The 21,333-nt window shown below is 69.1% G+C and carries 15 protein-coding genes; 9 read left to right on the forward strand and 6 right to left on the reverse strand.

The window, feature by feature from the left end; translation table 11 throughout:
• Positions 1–8: 8 nt before the first annotated feature.
• Positions 9–2,507: an ABC transporter permease gene (locus ACMV5O_RS09345; RefSeq protein ID WP_416163191.1), complete on the reverse strand. Its 2,499-nt coding sequence runs from the start codon at positions 2,505–2,507 to the stop codon at positions 9–11.
• Between the two features lie 10 nt (positions 2,508–2,517).
• Positions 2,518–3,690 carry a M20 aminoacylase family protein gene (locus ACMV5O_RS09350; protein WP_416163192.1) on the reverse strand — a complete coding sequence of 391 codons (1,173 nt, stop codon included), beginning with the start codon at positions 3,688–3,690 and terminating at the stop codon, positions 2,518–2,520.
• Positions 3,691–3,873: 183 nt separating this feature from the next.
• On the opposite strand from ACMV5O_RS09350, the gene ACMV5O_RS09355 reads away from it, so the two are divergent.
• The 3 genes from ACMV5O_RS09355 (at position 3,874) to dbpA (ending at position 7,171) form a co-directional block, all read left to right on the forward strand.
• Complete coding sequence (locus ACMV5O_RS09355) at positions 3,874–4,815, forward strand: histone deacetylase (protein ID WP_416163193.1); 942 nt, start codon at positions 3,874–3,876, stop codon at positions 4,813–4,815.
• A complete protein-coding gene (locus tag ACMV5O_RS09360; RefSeq protein ID WP_416163194.1) occupies positions 4,797–5,636 on the forward strand; it encodes a DUF429 domain-containing protein in 840 nt (279 codons plus the stop codon). The genes ACMV5O_RS09355 and ACMV5O_RS09360 overlap by 19 nt, the downstream gene beginning before the upstream one ends.
• Positions 5,637–5,707: 71 nt before the next feature.
• A complete protein-coding gene (dbpA, locus tag ACMV5O_RS09365; protein WP_416163195.1) occupies positions 5,708–7,171 on the forward strand; it encodes an ATP-dependent RNA helicase DbpA in 1,464 nt (487 codons plus the stop codon).
• Positions 7,172–7,221: 50 nt separating this feature from the next.
• Here dbpA and ACMV5O_RS09370 read toward each other — a convergent pair whose 3' ends face one another.
• Positions 7,222–8,211: a DnaJ domain-containing protein gene (locus ACMV5O_RS09370; protein WP_416163196.1), complete on the reverse strand. Its 990-nt coding sequence runs from the start codon at positions 8,209–8,211 to the stop codon at positions 7,222–7,224.
• A gap of 268 nt (positions 8,212–8,479) precedes the next feature.
• Between ACMV5O_RS09370 and ACMV5O_RS09375 the strand changes: the two genes are divergently transcribed.
• From ACMV5O_RS09375 to ACMV5O_RS09400, 6 genes are all read left to right on the forward strand, one after another.
• Complete coding sequence (locus ACMV5O_RS09375; RefSeq protein WP_416163197.1) at positions 8,480–9,595, forward strand: branched-chain amino acid ABC transporter substrate-binding protein; 1,116 nt, start codon at positions 8,480–8,482, stop codon at positions 9,593–9,595.
• A 145-nt stretch (positions 9,596–9,740) separates the two neighbouring features.
• The gene (locus tag ACMV5O_RS09380; RefSeq protein ID WP_416163198.1) at positions 9,741–10,673 is read left to right on the forward strand and encodes a branched-chain amino acid ABC transporter permease; all 933 of its coding nucleotides are present in this window, start codon (positions 9,741–9,743) and stop codon (positions 10,671–10,673) included.
• A 12-nt stretch (positions 10,674–10,685) separates the two neighbouring features.
• Positions 10,686–11,807: an ABC transporter permease subunit gene (locus tag ACMV5O_RS09385; RefSeq protein WP_416163199.1), complete on the forward strand. Its 1,122-nt coding sequence runs from the start codon at positions 10,686–10,688 to the stop codon at positions 11,805–11,807.
• Positions 11,804–12,577: an ABC transporter ATP-binding protein gene (locus ACMV5O_RS09390; protein ID WP_416163200.1), complete on the forward strand. Its 774-nt coding sequence runs from the start codon at positions 11,804–11,806 to the stop codon at positions 12,575–12,577. The genes ACMV5O_RS09385 and ACMV5O_RS09390 overlap by 4 nt, the downstream gene beginning before the upstream one ends.
• 1 nt (position 12,578) lies before the next feature.
• Positions 12,579–13,313 (forward strand): ABC transporter ATP-binding protein, encoded by a 735-nt coding sequence (locus ACMV5O_RS09395; protein WP_416163258.1) that lies wholly within the window; start codon positions 12,579–12,581, stop codon positions 13,311–13,313.
• Between the two features lie 121 nt (positions 13,314–13,434).
• On the forward strand, positions 13,435–13,887 hold the full coding sequence (locus ACMV5O_RS09400; RefSeq protein ID WP_416163201.1) for a YaiI/YqxD family protein: 453 nt from the start codon (positions 13,435–13,437) through the stop codon (positions 13,885–13,887).
• A gap of 53 nt (positions 13,888–13,940) precedes the next feature.
• Here the strand turns inward: ACMV5O_RS09400 and ACMV5O_RS09405 are convergent, their stop codons facing one another.
• From ACMV5O_RS09405 to ACMV5O_RS09415, 3 genes are all read right to left on the reverse strand, one after another.
• On the reverse strand, positions 13,941–17,099 hold the full coding sequence (locus ACMV5O_RS09405) for an efflux RND transporter permease subunit (RefSeq protein WP_416163202.1): 3,159 nt from the start codon (positions 17,097–17,099) through the stop codon (positions 13,941–13,943).
• Between the two features lie 4 nt (positions 17,100–17,103).
• On the reverse strand, positions 17,104–18,348 hold the full coding sequence (locus tag ACMV5O_RS09410; protein ID WP_416163203.1) for an efflux RND transporter periplasmic adaptor subunit: 1,245 nt from the start codon (positions 18,346–18,348) through the stop codon (positions 17,104–17,106).
• Positions 18,349–18,561: 213 nt separating this feature from the next.
• Positions 18,562–21,237 carry a cation-translocating P-type ATPase gene (locus ACMV5O_RS09415; protein WP_416163204.1) on the reverse strand — a complete coding sequence of 892 codons (2,676 nt, stop codon included), beginning with the start codon at positions 21,235–21,237 and terminating at the stop codon, positions 18,562–18,564.
• Positions 21,238–21,333: the final 96 nt, after the last annotated feature.

Here is a 21,333-nt window from a genome sequence, read left to right on the forward strand (position 1 = left end):
CGCCCACCTCAGGCCAGCGCGCGCAGGCTCGCCAGGGGCGGCCGCGACAACAGCTTGCGCGTGCCCAGCCAGCCGCCGCCCACCACGCCGGCCATGCCGAGCAGCACCGCCACCACCACCGGCAGCAGCGCAGGGACATAGGCCATGCGGAACACATGCTCGGCGAGCAGCCAGCCGATCGCGCTCGCGCCGACACCGGCGAGCACGCCCGCCACGCCGCCCAGCACCAGGAACTCGGCGAGCAGGGCCTGGCGCACCTGGCGGTTGCGCGCCCCCAGGGTGCGCAGCATGGCGAGCTCGTACTCGCGCTCGTCGTGGGTGGATTGCAGCGCCGCATACAGCACCACCAGCCCGGCGAGCACCGCAAAGCCGAACACGAACTGCACGATCACGATCAGCTTGTCGGTCATCGCCTGCACCTGGGCAATCACGGCGGCGATGTCGATCACCGTCAGGTTGGGGAAGGCGCTGACCAGGCGGGTAGTGAAGTCGTGGTTCGTGGGCGGCAGGTGGAAGCTGGTGATCAGGCTAGCCGGATAGGCTTCGAGCAGGCCTTCGGAGGCGATGAAGAAGAAGTTCACCCGCATCGAGTCCCATTCCAGCTTGCGCACGCTGGTGATCGGCGCCTCCACGCGCTCGCCGGCAATCTCGAAGCTCACACGGTCGCCCAGCTTGAGGCCGAAGGTCTGCGCCAGCCCGCTCTCGACCGAGAGCTGCGGCGCGCGCTCGCTGCCATGCCAGCGTCCGGCCTCGATCAGGTTGCCGCCCGGCAGCGCGGCCGCATACGACAGGTTGAATTCGCGCTCCGCAAGCCGCCGCGTGCGTCGGTCCTCATAGGCCTCGGGGTCGATCGGCGTGCCGTTGATGCTCACCATGCGGCCACGGATCATGGGCTGGATGGTCGGCTCGGGCAGGCCTTCGGCCTGGAACAGCGCGGCCACGCCGGCGCGCTGGTCGGGCTGGATGTTGATGACGAAGCGGTTGGGCGCGTCGGCTGGCGCCATGCCGCGCCAGTTGTCGAGCAGATCGCCGCGCACCAGGGTCAACAGCAGCAGCGCCGTCATGCCCAGGCCCAGGGCTGCCGCCTGGACCACGCTGCCGCCCATGCGCCGGCCCAGCGCCGCCACCCCGTAACGCCAGCCGCCCCCGCGCAGGCTGCCCTGCCCCTTCATGCGTCCGGCCAGATGCAGCACCCACCACGCCGCCAGCGCGAACACGCCGAGCGCGACCGCAAAGCCGAGCGCCACCATCACACCCAGGCGGGCATCGGCGGCGATCCAGAAGATCAGCCCGAGCAACGCCGCCAGGCCGAAGGCCCAGGCCGCGCCCGACAAGGGCTCGGTAAGCTCGAACTCGCGCCGCAGCACCCGCAGCGTGCTGACCTTGTGCAGGCGTAGGAGCTGCGGCAGCACGAAGCCGGCCAGCAGCGCCATGCCCACCACCAGCCCATGCGCCAGCGGCAGCAGCGAGGGCGCCGGCAGCTCGGTGGCGAGGATCTCGCGCAGGCCACCGGCCAGCCCCCACTGCACGCTCCAGCCGAGCGCGGTGCCGACCAGCGCCGCCGCCAGGCCGAAGAGCAGGAACTCGCCCACCACGATGCCGAGCACCTGCGCCTGGCGCGCCCCCAGCACCCGCATGACCGCGCAGCCGTCGAGGTGGCGCGCCATGAAGCGGCGCGCCGACAAGCCGACCGCCACCGCGGCGAGGATCACCGCCAGCAGCGCCGCCAGGCGCAGGAAGCGCTGCGCCTGGTCGAGCGCGGCGCGCACCTCGGGGCGCGCGTTCTCCACCGTCTCCACCGTCTGGCCACGACCGAGCTTGGCACGTGCCCAGCGCTCGTAGGCCTCGACCGCCGGCTGCGGCCCGGCCACGTGCAGGCGCCAGGTGGCGCGGCTGCCCTCGGCGATCAGGCCGGTACGCTCGAGATCGGCGAGACTGAAAATCGCCCGCGGCAGCAGGCTGAAGAAGTTCGCCCCGCGGTCCGACTCGAAGCTGACCATGGCGCCGACACGAAACTCGACCTCGCCCATGCCCACGCTGTCGCCCACGGCGACGCCCAGTTCGGCGAACAGGCGCTCGTCCAGCCACAGCTCGCCGCTTGCCGGCACGCGCGCGGCGGCCTCGTCCTGCTGGTTCGGCCCGGGCGCGATGCGGATCGCGCCGCGCAGCGGGTAGCCGTCCTCGACCACCTTCACGCCGGCGAGCGCAGCGCCCTCCTCGGTGCTCGCCATACTGGTGAAGAGCACCGTCGTCGCCGTCTGCAGGCCACGGTCGCGGGCCTCGTCGGCAAAGGCCGCCGGCCAGGGACGGTCGGCACGCAGCAAGAGGTCGCCGCCGAGCAACTGGTTGGCCTCGCGGTCGAGGGCACGGCCGACGCGGTCGGCCAGAAAGCCGACGCTGGTCAGGCTCGCCACTGCAATCACGATCGCCAGCCCGAGCAGGTGCAGTTCGCCCGCGCGCAGGTCGCGCAGCATCATGCGAAAGGCCAGGCGCAGGGTTCGCATCATGTCGCCGGCCTCAGTTCGCGTGGCCGAGCAGACGGCGCACGAGCGCGCACCAGTAGGCCACGCCGGCCGGCATCACCTCGTCGTTGAAGTCGTAGGTAGGGTTGTGCAGCATGCAGCCGCCCTCGCCCGGGCCATTGCCGATCCAGATGTAGGCGCCCGGCTTTTCCTGCAGGAAATAGGCGAAATCCTCCGCCCCCATGCTCGGGCGACGGTCGGTGAACACGCGCTCCGGCCCCGCCACCGCACGCGCGGCCTCGGCGCACAGCGCAGCTTCGGCCACGGTATTGATGGTCGGGGGATAGCCGCGGCGGAACTCGAAGCTCAAGTCCACACCGTGGCTCCGGGCGATGCCTTCGGCCACCTGGCGCAGGCCGCGCTCGAGGCGGTCACGCACCTCGGCCGAGAAGGTGCGCACCGTGCCGCACAGCTCGGCGCGATCGGGGATCACGTTGTAGGCCTCGCCGGCATGGAACTGGGTGATCGACACCACGCCAGCGTCGATCGGGTCGAGCACCCGGCTGACCAGGGTCTGCGCCGCCTGCACGAAGGCGGCGCCGGCAACCACCGGGTCCACCCCCAGGTGCGGCATCGCCGCATGGGCGCCGACGCCGGTGAAGCGGATGTCGAAGCGGTCCGCGCTCGCCATCACCGGCCCGCTGTGGATGGCGAAGCTGCCCGCCTCCATGCCCGGCCAGTTGTGCATGCCGAACACCGCCTCCATCGGGAAGCGATCGAAGAGGCCGTCGGCGATCATCGCCGGCGCGCCGCCCTCGCCTTCCTCGGCGGGCTGGAAGATCAGGTACACCGTGCCATCGAAGTCGCGCCGCGCGGCCAGGGTCTCGGCGGCACCCAGCAGCATGGTGGTATGGCCATCATGGCCGCAGGCGTGCATGCAGCCCGGCACGGTGGACTTGTGGGCGAATTCGTTGCGCTCGGTGATCGGCAGCGCATCCATGTCGGCGCGCAGGCCAATCGCGCGCAGGCCACGCCCGCCGCGCACCACGCCGACCACCCCGGTACCGCCGATGCCGCGGTGGGTCTCGATGCCGAGGGCTTCGAGCTGGCGCACCACCAGCTCGGCGGTGCGGTGCTCGGCAAAGGCGAGCTCGGGATGGGCGTGGATGTCGCGCCGGATGGCGGTCAGCTTGTCCTTGAGGGGGCGGACGCTTTCGATGAGGCTCATGGCTGCACCGTGTTGTTGTGATGTGTGGCAGGGAGTTCGAGTGTATTACAGCGGCGCAAGGCGGCGGGCGGGGGTTTATGCTTCGCGCACTTTCTGCCGCCTGCGGGGTCTGAAGCCGGCGCCGGGACGAAGTTCCCGCCCGCGCCGTGCCGCCCCAGCGAGCTCAACCGGAAGCCATCCGCCGTGAAACTGTATTACGCCGACCATTTCGTCCTGCCCCTGCCCGCGGGCCACCGTTTCCCGATGGAAAAGTACTCGCGCCTGCGCGCACGCCTGCTCGATTGCGGGCTGTTCGGCGCCGACGACTTCCACGTCCCGGCCGCGGCGAGCGATGCCGAGATCCTGCGCGCGCACGACGCCGGCTACCTGCAGCGGGTCATCGACGGCACGCTGGCGGCGGCCGAGGTGCGCCGCATCGGCTTTCCGTGGAGCGCGGCGATGGTCGAGCGCTCACGCCGCTCGGCCGGGGCCACGCTGGCCGCCTGCCGCAGCGCGCTGGCGCGCGAAGGCGGCCGCGCCTGTGCCGCCAATCTGGCGGGCGGCACCCACCACGCCCATCGCGACTTCGGCTCCGGCTTCTGCGTCTTCAACGATGCCGCCATCGCCGCGCTGGCGATGCAGGCCGAGGGGCGCGCCGGCCGCATCGCCATCATCGACTGCGATGTGCACCAGGGCGACGGCAGCGCGACCATCCTGGCCGGTGCGTCCGAGGTGTTCACCTGCAGCCTGCACGGCGCCCGGAACTTCCCCTTCCGCAAACAGGCGAGCGACCTCGACATCGAGCTGCCCGACGACACCGGCGACGAGGCCTACCTCGCCGCGCTTGACGAGGCGCTCGACATCGTGTTCAGCCGCGCCCGGCCGGAGCTGGTGATCTACCTCGCCGGCGCCGACCCCTACGCCGGCGACCGCCTCGGGCGGCTGGCTCTGAGCATCGCGGGCCTCGCCGCCCGCGACGAACGGGTGCTCGGCAGCTGCCGCGCCGCCGGCGTGCCGGTCGCGGTCGCCATGGCGGGGGGCTATGCGCAGCCGATCGACGACACCGTCACCATCCACTTCAACACCGTGACCACGGCCGCCCGCATCATGGGCCCGGTGATGCCGCCGTGCCCGGTCTCGCCGTGACGAGCCCGCAGGACTGGCAGCTCCTCGGCGTGGATTTCACCTCCGCACCGCGGCGGGCAAAACCGATCACCGTGGCCGTCGGCCGACTCGAGGCGGATTGCCTGAGGCTGGAGGCGATCGAGGCCTGCCCCGACTGGGCCTCCTTCGACGCCCTGCTGGCGCGGCCCGGCCCCTGGCTGGGGGCCTTCGACTTTCCCTTCGGCCTGCCGCGCGAGGCCGTGGTCGATCTCGCCTGGCCGCAGTCCTGGGCCGCACTGGTGCGCCACTGCGCCGCACTCGGCAAGGCCGGCTTTCGCGCCGCGCTCGACGCCTATCGCCAGACCCGCCCGATCGGCCGGCGCTACGCCCACCGCGCCACCGACCTGCCGGCGCGCTCGCACAGCCCGCTCAAGCTGGTGAATCCACCCGTCGGGCTGATGTTTCTGGCAGGCGCGCCGCGCCTGCTGGACGCACACGTCAGCGTCGCCGGCGTGCACGCGGGCGACCCCCAGCGGGTCGCGGTCGAAGCCTACCCCGGGCTACTGGCCCGCCGCATCACGCCTCATTCATACAAGAGCGACGACAAGCGCAGGCACACCGCCGCGCGGCGGCTGGCGCGCGAAACCCTGGTCGACGCCCTGTGCGCCGGCCTGGTCGAGCCGGCGCTGGCCCTGCACATTGATGCCGCGCTGCGCGCCAGCCTGGTCGACGACGCCAGCGGTGACCGCCTCGATGCGGTGCTCGCCCTCTTCCAGGCCGCCGCCTGCGCCCGCCACGGACCGCCCCAGTTCGGCCTGCCGCCAGCGATGGATGCGCTCGAGGGCTGGATCGCCGGCGCCTGACACCGGGTGCGGCTGCAGGGGCGCCGGCAAGTTTTCTGCCGACCGTGCCGGATCAGGGCCGATAATCGCGCATGACCACGCTCAACGACACCTCATCCGAACACCCCGCAGACAGCCCGAGCGGCCCCTCCTCGCAGTCCCCTGCCGCAGACCCGGGCCTGCCCTTCGACGGCCTGCCCCTGCCGCTGGCGATGCTGGACATCCTGCGCCAGCTCGACTATCGATCGATGACCCCGATCCAGGCCGCCAGCCTGCCGCTGGCGCTCGCCGGACACGACCTCATCGCCCAGGCCAAGACCGGCAGTGGCAAGACCGCGGCCTTCGCCCTGCCGCTGCTGACCCGGCTCGACGTGCGCAGGCTCGCCGTCCAGGCCATGGTGCTGTGCCCGACCCGCGAGCTGGCCGACCAGGTCACGCAGGAGATCCGCCGCCTGGCGCGCTTCGAGGCCAACATCAAGGTGCTGTCGCTGTGCGGCGGCACGCCGATGCGGCCGCAGCGCGACAGCCTGGAGCATGGTGCCCATGTCGTGGTCGGCACGCCCGGGCGCATCATGGACCACCTCGAACGCGGCAGCCTCAAGCTCGACGCCCTCAACACCCTGGTGCTGGACGAAGCCGACCGCATGCTGGACATGGGCTTTCACGACGACATCGCCTACGTCGCCAGCCGTTGTCCGTCGGCCCGCCAGACCCTGCTGTTCTCCGCCACCTATCCCGAGGGCATCGCCAGCCTGGCCGCGCGCTTCCTGCGTACACCGCAGGAGGTGAAGCTGCTCGAGCAGCACGCCGGCAGCAAGATCCGCCAGCGCTTCTACGAGGTCGACCACCCGGCGCGGCTGCAGGCGGTCGGCAAGCTGCTGCGCCACTACCGCCCGGCCAGCACGCTGGCCTTCTGCAACACGCGCCAGCAATGCCGCGATCTGGTCGAGCAGTTGCGCGCCGAGGGCTTCGCCGCGCTCGCCCTCAGTGGCGAACTCGAGCAGCGCGAGCGCGACCAGGTGCTGATCCAGTTCGCCAACCGCAGCTGCTCGGTGCTGGTCGCCACCGACGTCGCCGCGCGCGGGCTGGACATCGCCCAGCTCGAGGCGGTGATCAACGTCGACGTCACCCCCGACCCGGAGATCCACATCCACCGCATCGGCCGCACCGGCCGCGGCGACGAGGACGGCTGGGCGCTGAGCCTGTGCAGCAGCGCGGACAAGCGCCGCGTCGCCAGCATCGCCCAGATGATGGGCTTCGAACCCGAGTGGCACGCGCTCGACGAGCTGACCGCGGAGGAAGGGCAGCCGTTGCAGGCGCCGATGGTGAGCCTGCTGATCCTCGGCGGACGCAAGGACAAGATCCGCCCGGCGGACGTGCTCGGCGCGCTCACCGGCGAGGCCGGCTTCAAGCGCGAGCAGGTCGGCAAGATCACCGTCACCGACCAGCTCACCTACGTCGCGGTCCAACACGCGATCGCGCGCGACGCGGTACGCCGCCTGTCGGCGGGCAAGCTCAAGGGCAGGAAGGTGAACGTGCGCGCGCTGGAGGTGTGACACGAGAGGCCGAGGGCGGCGACTGAGCCTCGCCCCCCGTCCCCTCCGCCTCAGGCTGGCACGGGCTCCAGGCTCGCAATCTGCCTGCGCAAGGCTTCGCATTCGGCCTCGAAGCCCGCGCGCGCCTCGGCAAAGTTCGAGTCCCAGCAATCGACCTGAACGGCCTGGCGGTAATTGGCATCCAGTTGCAGGGTCTGCACGGCAAGGATCAGATCGGCGACCTGGGTCTGCAGCTCGGCTACCCGGCGCCTGACCCCGCTGCCCGCGAGTGCAGCGCCTTCCAGCGCGGCACCCGTGTCCTGCGCGTGCCGCGCCAAGCCGGCGAGCTCGGCGGTGATGCCGCGCAAGCCCGCCAGGTCGCAGGCCTGATACGCCGCCTGCACGCGCAGGAAGATCTCGTGGGCCTGGGCGCGCTCGGCCTCCGCCGCGCGGTCTGGATGGCAACGCATCGCCGCTGCCCGGTAGAGCCGGCGCAGTTCGTCCTGCTCATCCTCATCGAGTTCGGGCAGCGGCGCGGCCGTGTGCTCGGTGCTGCGGCGGTAGGCGTCGAAGTCCTCGTCCGCCTGGCGCGCCTGTTCACGATCGGCCGCCGTGCCCGAACGCGCGGCCTTGAGACTGAGGTATTCCTGGCGCAGGCGCAGGCACTCGCCCACGATCTCGCCGAGGGCCAGGTATTGCTGCTGCTCGTAGCGGCGCAGCTGCTGCTGCATGTCGGCAAGACGGGTCGTGAGCTCGAGCCTTTGCCCTTCCAGACGGGCACAGCGGGCGAGCAGCCGTTCGGCGTCCGGATCAGGCGCGGCGGCGATGGCGGCCGGCTCGACCTCCAGGCCTGGCGTGGTCTCAGGCTCAGCCACGGCAGGTGACGCCTTCACTTCGATCGGCACGTGGGCGACCGGCGGTCCATCCACAGCCGCGACCACAACCGCCTCCGCAGCCGCGACCGCGGGCGGCGGCGGCAAGGTCGCCGGCACGGCGGCCTTGCCGCCGAAGATGCGAGAGAGCGCGGCACGGACGCGTGCCAGGGACAGGCGAAAACCCAATTTCGGCCTCGGTTCGGGGTAAGCATGGATGCGACATGCGATATATTGCACTGCAACATCTGACCCTGACAACCGACGTTTGCGGCGGCGCAACATCGTCCATGCCCGGTGCGCCGGCGCTCGCCCCCGGGGCGGCGCTGAGCTTTCCAGGCCAGAGCCTTATCCGGTCATTCAAATCCCGCATGCACAGGACCGGATTTTGGGCACAATAGCTGCGCGTTTCGGCCTCACCCAAACAACATCCCTGATCACCCCGGAGATCCAGAGCATGAAGAGAACCGTCGTCGCAGTCGCACTGATGAGCATCGGCCTCAGCGCCGCCCACGCGCAGGAAATGGTGGTCAAGCTGGGCGGGGCCGCCCCGCTCACCGGCAACCAGTCCCACCTCGGCAAGGATCTCGAAAACGGTACCCGCCTCGCGATCGAGGAAGCCAACGCCAAGGGCATCACGATCGGTGGCAAGCAGGTCAAGTTCGAGCTGATCGGCGAGGACGACCAGGCCGACCCGCGCACCGGCACCACGGTGGCACAGCGCCTGGTCGATGCCGGGGTGAAGGGGGTGATCGGCCACCTGAACTCGGGCACCTCGATTCCGGCCTCGCGCATCTACGACCAGGCCGGCATTCCGCAGGTGTCGCCGGCCTCGACCAACCCGAAGCTGACGCTGCAGGGCTTCTCCGGCGTGTTCCGCACCATCGCCAACGACGTGCAGCAGGGCACCGGGCTGGGCAAGTACGCCACCGGCGCGCTCGGCGCCAAGCGGGTGGCGATCATCGACGACCGTACCGCGTATGGCCAGGGCCTGGCCGACGAGACCGCGAAGGCGGTCAAGGAAGGAGGCGGCGAAGTGGTGGCGCGCGAGTTCACCACCGACAAGGCGACCGACTTCAATGCCATCCTGACCAAGATCCGCGCCACCAACCCCGAGGTGATCTTCTACGGCGGCATGGACGCCCAGGCCGGACCGATGGTGCGCCAGATGAAGCAACTGGGCATCACCGCCAAGTTCCTCACCGGCGACGGCGGCTGCAGCCCCGAGATGATCAAGCTCGCCGGCGATGGCATGTCGTCCAGCGCCTACTGCTCGCTGCCCGGTCTGCCGCTCGAGAAGATGCCGGGCGGTGCCGACTTCCGCGAGCGCTACAAGAAGCGCTTCAACACCGACGTGCAGATCTATTCCCCCTACGCCTACGACGCCGCGATGGCAATCATCAACGCGATGCAGAAGGCCGACTCGGTCGAGCCGGCCAAATACCTGCCCGAGCTCAGGAACAGCAACTTCCCGGGCGTGATCGGCAATGTCGCCTTCGACGCCAACGGCGACATCAAGGAAGGCGCGGTGACGATCTACAACTTCAGGGACGGCGCCTGGGTGCCACTGTAAGCCTCTGAACCGCCGCCCTCGCCCCTGATCACGGCGCGCGGGCGGCGCCCCTCCGCCTGTTCCTCTTTCTCCCCTACGGGCGCAGCGGCGTGCGCCCGGTTCGCCGGCTCGGCGGGCGCACGTCCGCAGATTTCTGGAAGGCAGCATGGAAACCCTGATCCAGCAATTCATCAACGGGCTGGTGATCGGCAGCGTCTACGCGCTGATCGCGCTCGGCTACACGATGGTCTACGGCATCCTGGGGCTGATCAATTTCGCCCATGGCGACGTGCTGATGGTCGGCGCGCTGGTCGCGCTGCAGACCATGCTGTTCATGATGGGCATCGCGCCCGGCATGTCGCCGCTGGTGATGCTGGCGATCGCGCTCGCGGTGGCGATGGCGATCTGCATGCTGCTCGGCTTCACGATGGAGCGGCTCGCCTACCGGCGATTGCGCAACGCGCCGCGGCTGGCACCGCTGATCACCGCGATCGGCGTCTCCTTCCTGCTGCAGACCCTGGCCATGATCATCTGGGGCCGCAACTACCACACCTTCCCGCAGCTCATCTCGACCACCCCGCTGCAGCCGATCCCTGGCGTGTTCGTCACCCCGGTGCAGGTCACCATCGTCGTCGTGTCGGCGCTGCTGATGACCGGCCTGCTGCTGCTCGTCAATCGCACGCGGATCGGCCGCGCGATGCGCGCCACCGCCGAGAACCACCGCGTCGCCAGCCTGATGGGCGTGGACACCAATGCGGTGATCGCGCTCACCTTCGTCATCGGTGCCGCGCTCGCCGCCGTGGCCGGGGTGATGTTCGCCAGCAACTACGGCATCGCCCACTACGGCATGGGCTTCATGCCCGGGCTGAAGGCCTTCACCGCGGCGGTGCTGGGCGGCATCGGCAACCTCGGCGGTGCCATGCTCGGCGGCATCGTGCTCGGCCTGGTCGAATCCTTCGGCGCGGGCTACATCGAGCATGTCACCTTCGGCTTCCTCAACTCGTCCTACCAGGACATCTTCGCCTTCATCATCCTCGGCCTGGTGCTGATCTTCCGCCCCACCGGCCTGCTCGGCGAACGCGTCTCGGACCGGGCCTGAGCGAGCACGCACATGAACGAACTCGTCGCCGCCGTCCCCTGGCTGGGCAAGCGCAACCCCACCGCCGCGCGCTGGTTGATCATCCTCATCGCCATCGCCGCGCCCTTCATCGCCTGGCAGTTCGGCCGCAGCTGGGTGCGCATCCTCGACTTCGCGCTGCTCTACATGATGCTGGCGCTCGGCCTCAACCTGGTGGTGGGCTTCGCCGGCCTGCTCGACCTCGGCTACATCGCCTTCTATGCGGTGGGCGCCTACACCTTCGCCTTCCTGGCCTCGCCGCACTTCGGCATCCATCTGCCGTTCTGGCTGATCCTGCCGCTGGGGGCCGCCTTCGCCGCGCTCGCCGGCATCATGCTCGGCTTTCCAGTGCTGCGATTGCGCGGCGACTACCTCGCCATCGTGACATTGGGCTTTGGCGAGATCGTGCGCATCTTCATGCTCAACCTGAACTACCCGGTCAACATCACCAACGGGCCGCAGGGCATCAACATGATCGACCCGATCGTGCTGTTCGGCTGGGACCTGTCACGCAACATCCGCCTCAGCGAGGACTTCACCATCAACTCGCTGTTCCTCTACTACTACTTCTTCCTCGCCGCGGTGGCCGCCTCCATCCTCTTCATCCAGCGCCTGCAGATCTCTCGCATCGGCCGGGCGTGGGCGGCGATGCGCGACGACGAGCTCGCCGCCAAGGCGATCGGCATCAACACGCGCAACATGAAGCTGCTCGCCTTCGCGCTCGGCGCCACCTTCGGCGGCGTGGCGGGCGCCTTGTTCGGCGCCTTCCAGGGCTTCGTCAGCCCCGAGAGCTTCAGCCTGATGGAGTCGATCGCGGTGCTGACCATGGTCGTGTTCGGCGGCATGGGCAACATCGCCGGTGCGGTGGTGGGCGCCTTCGCGCTCGCGCTGCTGCCCGAGATCCTGCGCGACGTCGCCGTGCCCCTGCAGCAGACGCTGTTCGGCCACGTGCTGCTCGACCCCGAGGTGCTGCGCATGCTGCTGCTGTCGCTGGCGATGATCCTGATGATGCTGCTGCGCCCGGCCGGCATGATCCCGGCGCGCGCGCGCTACTGCCATGGCCATCACCTGAGCCATCACCTGAGCAAGGCGCAGAAGCAGGAGGCGGCGAAGTGATCACCCTGCTCGAGGCCCGCAACATCGGCAAGCGCTTCGGCGGCCTGCAGGCGCTGTCCGATGTCTCGCTGACCATCCGCAAGGGCGAGGTCTATGGCCTGATCGGCCCCAACGGTGCCGGCAAGACCACCTTCTTCAACGTGCTCACCGGCGCCTACACGCCCGACGGCGGCGAGTTCGTGTTCAACGGCAGCCTGCTGCCCACCGGCAAGCCGCACAAGGTCGTCGGCCGCGGCATCGCCCGCACCTTCCAGAACATCCGGCTGTTCCGCGATCTCACCGCGCTCGAGAACGTCATGGCCGGCCATCACGTCCGCACCCGGGCCGGCGTTTGGGGGGTACTGACCCAGAGCCGCTTCACCCGCGAGGAGGAGCGCCTGACCACCGAGCGCGCCTACGAGTTGCTGCGCTACGTGGGCATCCAGCGCTTCGCCGACGTGGTGTCGAAGAACCTGTCCTACGGCGACCAGCGCCGGCTCGAGATTGCCCGTGCGCTCGCCACCGAGCCGCAACTGCTGGCGCTCGACGAACCCGCCGCCGGCATGAATGCCACCGAGACCGGACAGCTCAAGCTGCTGATCCAGCAAATCCGCAATGACGGCATCACCGTGATGCTGATCGAGCACGATGTGAAGCTGGTGATGGGCCTGTGCGACCGCGTCGCGGTCCTCGACTTCGGCAAGAAGATCGCCGAGGACGTGCCGGCCGTGGTGCAGAAGGACGACGCGGTGATCGCCGCCTACCTCGGCGGGGGCAAGCATGCGCACTGATCTGCATACCGATCCGGGCTCGCCGCTGCTGCGGCTGCAGGGCCTCAAGATCGCCTACGGCGGCATCCAGGCGGTCAAGGGCATCGACCTCGAACTCCACGCCGGCGAAACCGTGTGCCTGATCGGCGCCAACGGCGCCGGCAAGACCACCACCTTGAATGCCATCGCCGGCGTGCTGCCGATCGCCGGCGGCGACATCCACTACAAGGGCGAGCGCATCAACGCCCTGCCCGCCCACCGCCGCCTGCGCGCCGGCGTCGCCCTGGTGCCCGAGGGGCGCGGCATCTTCACCCGCCTGACGGTGGAAGAGAACCTGCGCATGGGCGCCTACAGCCGCCGCGACCACGCCGGCATCGAGGCCGACCTCGAGCGCGTCTACACCATGCTGCCGCGCATCAAGGAGCGCCTGCCGCAGGTCGCCGGCACGCTGTCGGGCGGCGAGCAGCAGATGCTGGCGATCGGCCGCGCCCTGCTGTCGCGCCCGCGGCTGCTGCTGCTGGATGAACCCTCGATGGGCCTGGCGCCGCTGGTGGTGGAGAAGATCTTCGAGGTCGTGCAATCGGTGGCGCGCGAAGGGGTGACCATCCTGCTCGTCGAGCAGAACGCCAACCTCGCGCTCGAATTCGCCCAGCGCGGCTACGTCATGGAATCGGGCCAGATCACCCTCACCGGCAGCGGCAGCGCCCTGCTCGAGGACCCCAAGGTGCGCGCGGCCTACCTCGGCGAAGAGGCCTGAGCGGCACACCAGTGTGGCGCCCGACCCGCCACAATGCGGCCCGGCCGTTCGTCTCCCGCCCGCGTGCGGTGGCGGCCTTCTTCCAACTCACCTTCTGCCAACTCATCACGAGAGGTGCCCCGTGCACATCTGGGTCGACGCCGACGCCTGCCCCGGCGTCATCAAGGACATCCTGTTCCGCGCCGCCGCGCGCACCGGACATCCGCTCACCCTGGTCGCCAACCAGTACCTGCGCGTGCCCGCCGCCCCCAACATCCGGATGATCCAGGTGCCCGGCGGCTTCGACGAGGCCGACAAGTACATCGCCGCCCACCTGCAGGCCGGCGACCTGGTGATCACCGCCGACATCCCGCTCGCCGCCGACGTCGTCGCCCGCGACGCCCACGCCTTGTCGCCCAAGGGCGAGCTGTACGGGAAGGACAACATCCGCGAACTGCTCGACCTGCGCAACTTCATGGACACCCTGCGCAGCACCGGCGTCGACACCGGCGGACCCGCGCCATTCAGCACCGCCGACCGGCAGGCCTTCGCGAACCGGCTCGATCGGTTGCTGCGGGGGGCGGCCCGGCAATGACGGTCGGGACACAGCCAAGGTCTGGCTCGGCGCGCCACCGGAGCGTGTCCCGCTCAAGCTGCGGTTGCTGGCCCCGAAGCGCCCCCTCCGACACCGAGCCGGCGCGCCAGGCCGAGCACGAGGACGAGCAAGGCGGGCAGGAAGGTGAGCGTGACGACAGCTGCCCCGAGCAGACCGAACAACACGATCGCCCCCACGCCGCGGTACAGCTCGGTGCCCTCGCCGGGAATCAGCACCAGTGGCGCGATGCCGCAAAGCGTGGTCAGCGTGGTCATGGCGATCGGCCGCAGGCGCGCCTCGATGGCCGCCGCAATCGCCTCGCGCAGCGAGTGCTGTCCATGTTCCAGATTGCGCCGCGCCTGATCGACGATGAGGATGGGGTTGTTGACCACCGTGCCCATCAGGATCAGGAAGCCCAGCATGGTGATCATGTCGAAGGGCTGGGAAATGGGCGCCAAACCCAGCGCAGGCAGCAGCGCACCGATGCCGTTCATCAGCGCGAGGCCGACGATGCCGCCCGCAATGCCGAGCGGGATGGTGGTCATGATGAGCAGGGGGTAGCCCCAGTGGGTGAAGATCGCCACCAGCAGGAGGTACACGATGAGTAGCGCGATGATGAAGTTGCCGCTCAGCGCCGCACGCGTTCGCTCGAGCGCGTCGCTCGCACCGGAAAGCCCGATCGAAATATCGCTGCCAAGTTCGCCGCCAGCCTGCATGGCGCCGAGCAGGTCCTGCCTCACCCGTGCCACCCCGGTTTCCAGCGCCACCTCCTCGGGCGGGATGATGTTGAGCGTCACGGTCCGGCGCCCATTCACACGACGGATCGAGATGGTGTCGGCCAACTCCTCGATGTCGGCCAACGCCGACAATGGCAGCGTCGCCCCGCCGGGCGTACGTAGCAGCAAGCCGGGCACCTGCGCAAGCTGGGGCTCGGCCGCGTCGGCGCCGTACAGGTAGATGTCGATCTTGTCGTCGCCGAGGAAGAAGTCATCCACATAGGCACCCTGGGTCAGGGCGGCGACGCTGAAGCCGATGGCGTCAGTGGACAGGCCCAACTCGGCGGCGCGATCCCAGTCTGGACGGATCTGCACCAGCGGCTGGGCGAGGGTGAGACTGGAAGGCTGGCTCTGGATGCGTGGCCCGTCAAACAGGTCGCGTGCGCGGCGTTCGATCGCACGCGCGGTGTCGAAGATGCTCGGCAGATCCGGCCCTGAAATGTCCAGGCTGATGCTGCGCGTTCCGCCATCGTTGCTCGAGATGATGGACCCCCTCGCCGCAAAGGCGCGCATGCCAGGGTAGCTCTCGTAATGTGCCGTGATCGCATCCATCAAGGCGTCGATGTGGGCCGGATCGATGGTCTCCGAGATGATGCGCAGTCGCGTCGGGTCGTAGCCGAGGTTGATGTAGCGCACGGGGGGTACGGATGTCTCGCCGCGCAGAAAGGCGTCGGGCTGGGCCCCCACGTGGGGCAGGAAATGGGCCTCGACCTGGCGAGCGATCTCGCCCATGGTTTCCAGGTTATAGCCGGGCGGCGCGTTCATGACGGCGAAGGTCTTGGGCTCCTCTCCCTCGGGTAGATACTCGGCAGGCGGCGTGAGCAGCGCAATGATCAATGCCGCGCCGGCAACGGTTCCGAGCATGACCGCAGTGCGTCGCAGTGACGTATCGAGCAGCCAGCGCAGGGCGCGGTTCAGGCGCGGGAACTCTCCCGCGTCGCCAGCACGATGACCGAAATCCACCCGTGCGCACAGAGTCGGGATCAGGGTGATCGCGACCAGCATCGAGGCCAGGATTGCGCCCGAGATCGCGATCGCAACATCGGAGTAGAGCTGCCCGGCCTCCTCGACGATGAATAGGATGGGCAGGAAGACCAGCACGGTGGTCATCGTCGAAGCCAGCACCGCCGGCCACACCTCGCGAACGCCCTGGAGCGCGGACTCGATACGGTCCAGCCCGCGACGACGGTAGCGTTCGATGTTCTCGAGCACGACGATGCTGTTGTCGATGGTCATGCCGAGCGCAAAGGCCACGCCAGCGAGCGAGATCACGTTGATCGTGCGCCCGCTCAGCATCAGTGCGATGAAGGCGGCGACCGCGCACAGCGGGATGCCGATCACCCCCACCACGGTGGCCCGGCCCGAACGCAAGAAGGCAAACATCACCAGGGTGGCGAACACGCCGCCAAGCGCCAGGTTTGTCCACACATTGCCGATGGAGGCCTCGACATAGCGGACGTCGTCCGAATTCAACGCCAGATGCATTCCCGCTGGATTCAGGACCTCGGCGTTGATCGCCTCCACCTCGGCGAGCATTGCGCGCTTGATGTCGATGACGTTGGAGCCGGCCTGGCGGCGTACCTGCAGGGCGAGCCGGGGGTCACCGTTCTGACGACTGACAAAGCTCGGACGTGCATGCCCTTGGCGCACTTCGGCGACATCGCCCAGGCGTACCACGCTGTCGCCATCGCGGCGGAGCACGAGGTCAGCCAGCTCGGCAGGCGTCTGGAAACGCCCTACCGTGCGCAACAGGTATCGGCGCTTGCCGGCGGTGACCTCGCCACCGGAAATGTCCTGATTGCGCGCCTGGATGACGTCGCGGATATCCGTCAGGGCCAGGCCGCGCTGGGCCAGCGCCTCGGCGTCGACCAGCACCTGCAACTGGCGCTCCAGACCGCCACTGACGCGCACTTCGGAAACCCCGGCAACGCTCTCCATGCGCGGCCGCACGCGGTCCTCGGCGAAGTCCTGCAGCAGCCGAACGTCGACCCGTCTGGCATCGCCCTCCAGCGGTCCGAGTCCGAAGTGCATGAAAGCGTTGGCAGAGAAGGAGCTGGCGACGACGCGCGGCTGATCCACATTGCGCGGGTAGCCGCTCACCCGGCTCAGCGCGTTGTTGACCTCGATGAGCGACTGCGTCAGATCGACGCCGAAGGGAAACTCGAGCTCGATCTCCGCAACCCCATTGCCGGCCGTCGCCGTCATGCGCTGCAGGTTGGGCAGGCTGCGCAGATAGCGTTCCTGCTCGATCAGGATGTCCTTCTCCACGTCCTGTGGCGTGGCTCCGGGCCAGCGCGTCTCCACGCTTACCGTCCGCACCTCCAGATCAGGGATCATCTGCACCGGAATGCGCAAGGCGGTCACGATGCCGAGAACCAGCACGATGAGCGCGATCACGGCCACCAGCGTGCCATGGCGGACAATGTAGGCAAACACTGGACTAGCCGCCCACTGCGCTGACTTCGAGGCCTTCGCGCAATGCCTCGTTACCTCGCGTCACGACGCGCTCACCGCCGATGAGGCCATCGGTGACGAACACTTGGTCTCCTAGCGAGGCGGCAATCCGAACAGCTTGTTCACGAACCCGATGCAGCCCCTTGTCTTCCATCGGCTCCGCCACCCACACCGTGATACGCCCATCCGGGTAGCGATTGATGGCGTCACGCACGACCGACAAGGCCGCGACATCCCGTATCAACCTCAGTGTCGCCGAGACCGCCATGCCCGGCACCAGCGGTGCGCCTTTCGGTGCGCGCGCGCGCAGCAGGAAGGTGCGCGCCTGGACGTCGGTGATCGGTAGCCGGGTTTCAACGGCTGCGGGGCGCTTGCCATCGCCGGGGATATCGACCAGGACGGTGGAATCGGGCCCGAGGAGATTGAAAGCCTGCTGCGGCACCTGGAAATCGATCAACAGGTCAGCTGAATCGACCAGGGTGAAGACCGGATCGCCAGGCTCCAGCCACTGCCCGACATCCGCCGCGCGGGCGCTGACGAGGGCGTCGAAGGGCGCATGCAGTACATGGCGACTCAGCCTCGCAGCCTGAAGGCGCTGGGCAGCACGGGCTCGTCCGACGGCCGCTTCGGCGATGCCGACCTCGCTCGCGCGCCGCGCCTGTTCGGTCGCCGGGATCACCCGTCCGCCGCTCACGCTGCGCGCCTGCTCCAGCAGCCGCTGGGCCTCCATCAGGCGCTTCTCGGTCTCACGGAGTTCCGCCGTGATGCGGTCATGCTCGAGCCGTGCGAGTTCGTCGTCCATCCGCAGCAAGGGCTCACCCTTGGCAACCAGTGCACCGGTATCGACCAGGCGTTCGCGCACCAGCCCGCCAATCGATACCGAGATATCGACGTTCCGCCGCGCCACCACCGTGCCGTTCAGGGCGATCTCCTCGATCATCGGACCGCGTTCGACCTCAGCCAGCACCACCCGCGGCGATTGTGCATTCGCCGCTATGGCGATGCAGGCCAACACCCATGAGCCGATCTGCCTGCATGCCCCTCCCATTCCCCGCTGCCTCACTGGCATCGTCATGCATGTTCCCCAAGGCGACTTTCCATCATGCGATATCGCGAACCCTTGTTGATGGTAACAAGACGAAACGCCCAGACGGGACGGCCTTATCGCTGAGCATGCCGGCAAGGCTGCGCCTGCCCGCTGCCAGCCATTGCCCACCCCTCCTTTCGTCATGAAAGCTTGGCGTTCGTTCCAGGGCAGCGATACTCACGCAAAGCGAAGGCGACACGGTGGACGACATGCAGCACCTTGCCAGGTGACGCTGGTCGAAGCGAGCCCGCGCCCTGGGCCTTGAAGTCGGCGCCGAACGCGCCACCGCCCAGACCACTGCGCCTCGTGCTGCCGACCCTGGGGAGCGCTGAGCGATGCCTGGGATGCAGGCGGAGCTCAGCTCGCCAGCCTGCACAGCGCCTTGCGTGATTCTTCGAGGAGCAGCGTGGTGGAGGCGACCGCGGTGGCGATCAGCCAATCCTTCGCGCCTAGATCAACCGTGTCGAACACGGCCTGCGCGGGCGCCCAATGAACGACGACGACCTGCAGCAGGACCACGCCCAGCAAGGCGAGCCACAGCTTGCCGTTGCTGAAGAATTGGCGGTTGAACGCACTGCCGTGCTCGGTGCGGGCGTTGAAGATGTTGAAGAACTGGAACAGCACGAAGGTGGTGAAGGCCAGCGTCATCGCGCGGGCGGTGTCGCCCGAGGCCATGGCCCAGGCGTAGACGCCAAGCGTGCCGACCGCCATGGTCAGGCCGTACAGCGCGATGCGCCACATGCGCTGCGGCGACAGGATGGCGGCATCGTCGGCGCGCGGCGGCTGGTCCATGATCCCGGGGCGGGCCGGCTCCACCCCGAGCGTCATCGCCGGTGGCCCGTCCATGATGACGTTCACCCACAGGATCTGCACCGCGGTGAAGGGTGTCGCCAGGCCCATGAAAGGCGCCCCGAGCACGGTGAGGATGGCGCCGATGTTGGTCGACAGCTGGAAGCGGACGAACTTGACGATGTTCTCGTAGATGGTTCGTCCCTCGCGCACTGCACGCACGATGGACGCGAAGTTGTCGTCGGTGAGCACCAGGGTGGCGGCTTCCTTGGTGACTTCGGTGCCGGTGATGCCCATCGCCACGCCAATGTCCGCGCGCTTGAGCGCAGGCGCGTCATTGACGCCATCGCCGGTCATCGCCACGACCTGCCCCTGCCGCTGCAGCGATTCCACGATGCGCATCTTGTGCTCCGGCGCCACCCGGGCGAAAACCGCGCTGCGCTCGACCAGGGCGGTGGTGGCCTCCTCGCCCAGGCCATCGAGTTCGCGCCCCTCATGCACCTCGCCGACCAGGCCGAGCTCGCGCGCAATGGCGGCGGCCGTCACCGGATGATCGCCGGTGATCATCTTCACCCGGATCCCTGCCGCGTTGCATTGCGCGATCGACTCGCGCGCCTCGGGGCGCGGCGGATCGATGATGCCCACCAGGCCGCACAGGCTCAGTTCGCTCACCCAGGCCATCAAGTCGCCGGCGGGATCGAACTCGCGCGCCGGAATCCGGCGCCCGGCGAGCGCGAGCACCCGCATCGCGCCCTCGGCGAGCTCCTGATTGGCCTGCAGCAGCAGGGCGCGGAGCTCGGCGTCGAGCGCGACCTCGCCGTCCGCGCCCTGCATCCGCGTGGCGCGGCCGATCAGCACGTCGGGCGCGCCCTTCACCCAGACCTGCACCATGTCGCCATCCTGGTGGAAGGTCGCCATGAACTTGTGTGCCGAGTCGAATGGCAGTTCGGCGACGCGGGGCGTACGTTCGGCCTGCAGGTCAGGATCCACCCCCGCCTTGACAGCAAGCGCAAGCAAGGCCCCTTCGGTGGGGTCGCCGATGAGCAGGCCCGCCTGCAGGCGGGCGTCGGCGCACAGGGCGGCCGGCAGCAGGAGCGGGTGAAGCTCGGCGCCGGCCGCGCGCCCCTTCTCGTCCAGGATGCGGCCGGCGGCGGCATAGCCTTCGCCCTCCACGGTGTAACTGCGCCCTGCGGCGCGCAGCGCGCGGGCCGTCATCTGGTTCAGCGTCAGCGTGCCGGTCTTGTCCGAACAGATCACCGTAGTGCACCCGAGCGTCTCGACCGCCGCCAGCTTCTTCACGATCACGTGGCGTCTGGCCATGCGGTGCATGCCGAGCGCCAGCGTCACCGTGACCACGGCGGGCAAGCCTTCAGGAATCGCGGCGACGGCAAGGGCGATCGCGGTCATCGCCGTGGTGACCAGGTCGTCCCCACGCAGCAGCCCGGCCACGAACATCAGGCCGACGACGACGGCCGCAATGAGCGCCAGGCGCTTGCCCAGCGCGTCGAGCTGGACCTGCAGGGGCGTTGCCGACTCGACCGTCTGTGCGAGCAGCCCAGCCAGGCGCCCCATTTCCGTTTGCATGCCGGTCGCGGTCACCACGGCCTCGATGCGGCCGCGGGTGATCACGGTATTCATGAACACCATGCCGATGCGTTCGGCCAGGGCGGCCTCGGCCGCCACCGCCTCGGCGGTCTTGCCGACCGCCTGCGATTCGCCGGTCAGCGCCGCCTCGGCCACCTCGGCCCCATGCGCCTGCAGCACCCGGGCATCGGCCGGCACCCGATCACCCGCCTCCAGCAACAGGATGTCGCCGGGCACGAGCTCTTGGGCCGGCACGATCCGGGCTTCCCCGTCGCGCCGAACCCTTGCGCTCGGCGCCAGCATGCCGCGCAAGGCGGCCAGGGCGTTCTCCGCACGACGCTCCTGGAAGAAGCCCAGGGTGGCGTTGAGCAGCACCACGACCGCAATCACCGCCGCATCCTTGATGTCGCCGATCAGTCCGGCGAGCAGCGCGGCGCCGATCAGGATGCCGATCAGCACGCTCCTGAATTGATCGAGGAACTTCAGCCACAGGGGGCGCGGGGGCGTTTCCGCCAGGCGGTTGGGGCCATGGCGCTGCAGGCGCGAGGCGATGTCGGCCTGCGACAGGCCGGCAGCCGGGACAACATCCAGCTCGCGACACACAATCTCGCCGGCTCGCGCATGCGACGGGGCGGCAAGGGAAGGGGTGCTCGTGTCCAAGTTCGTCTCCGCAGAACCCGTCAGGCGGGGCGCGGCTCGATAGCGGCGGCCGCGACGTGCTCGAACAGTTTAGCCGCCTCGGGTCGGCCCGGGCGG

The organism is Thauera sp. WH-1 (assembly GCF_047806685.1).
Classification (GTDB): Bacteria; Pseudomonadota; Gammaproteobacteria; order Burkholderiales; family Rhodocyclaceae; genus Thauera.

Bases quoted from the DNA above. Each gene is read 5' to 3' on its own strand.
- ACMV5O_RS09345 (WP_416163191.1), bottom strand. From the start codon at position 2,507: ATGATGCGAACCCTGCGCCTGGCCTTTCGCATGATGCTGCGCGACCTG.
- ACMV5O_RS09380 (WP_416163198.1), top strand. From the start codon at position 9,741: ATGGAAACCCTGATCCAGCAATTCATCAACGGGCTGGTGATCGGCAGC.
- ACMV5O_RS09350 (WP_416163192.1), bottom strand. From the start codon at position 3,690: ATGAGCCTCATCGAAAGCGTCCGCCCCCTCAAGGACAAGCTGACCGCC.
- dbpA (WP_416163195.1), top strand. From the start codon at position 5,708: ATGACCACGCTCAACGACACCTCATCCGAACACCCCGCAGACAGCCCG.
- ACMV5O_RS09375 (WP_416163197.1), top strand. From the start codon at position 8,480: ATGAAGAGAACCGTCGTCGCAGTCGCACTGATGAGCATCGGCCTCAGC.
- ACMV5O_RS09385 (WP_416163199.1), top strand. From the start codon at position 10,686: ATGAACGAACTCGTCGCCGCCGTCCCCTGGCTGGGCAAGCGCAACCCC.
- ACMV5O_RS09410 (WP_416163203.1), bottom strand. From the start codon at position 18,348: ATGACGAAAGGAGGGGTGGGCAATGGCTGGCAGCGGGCAGGCGCAGCC.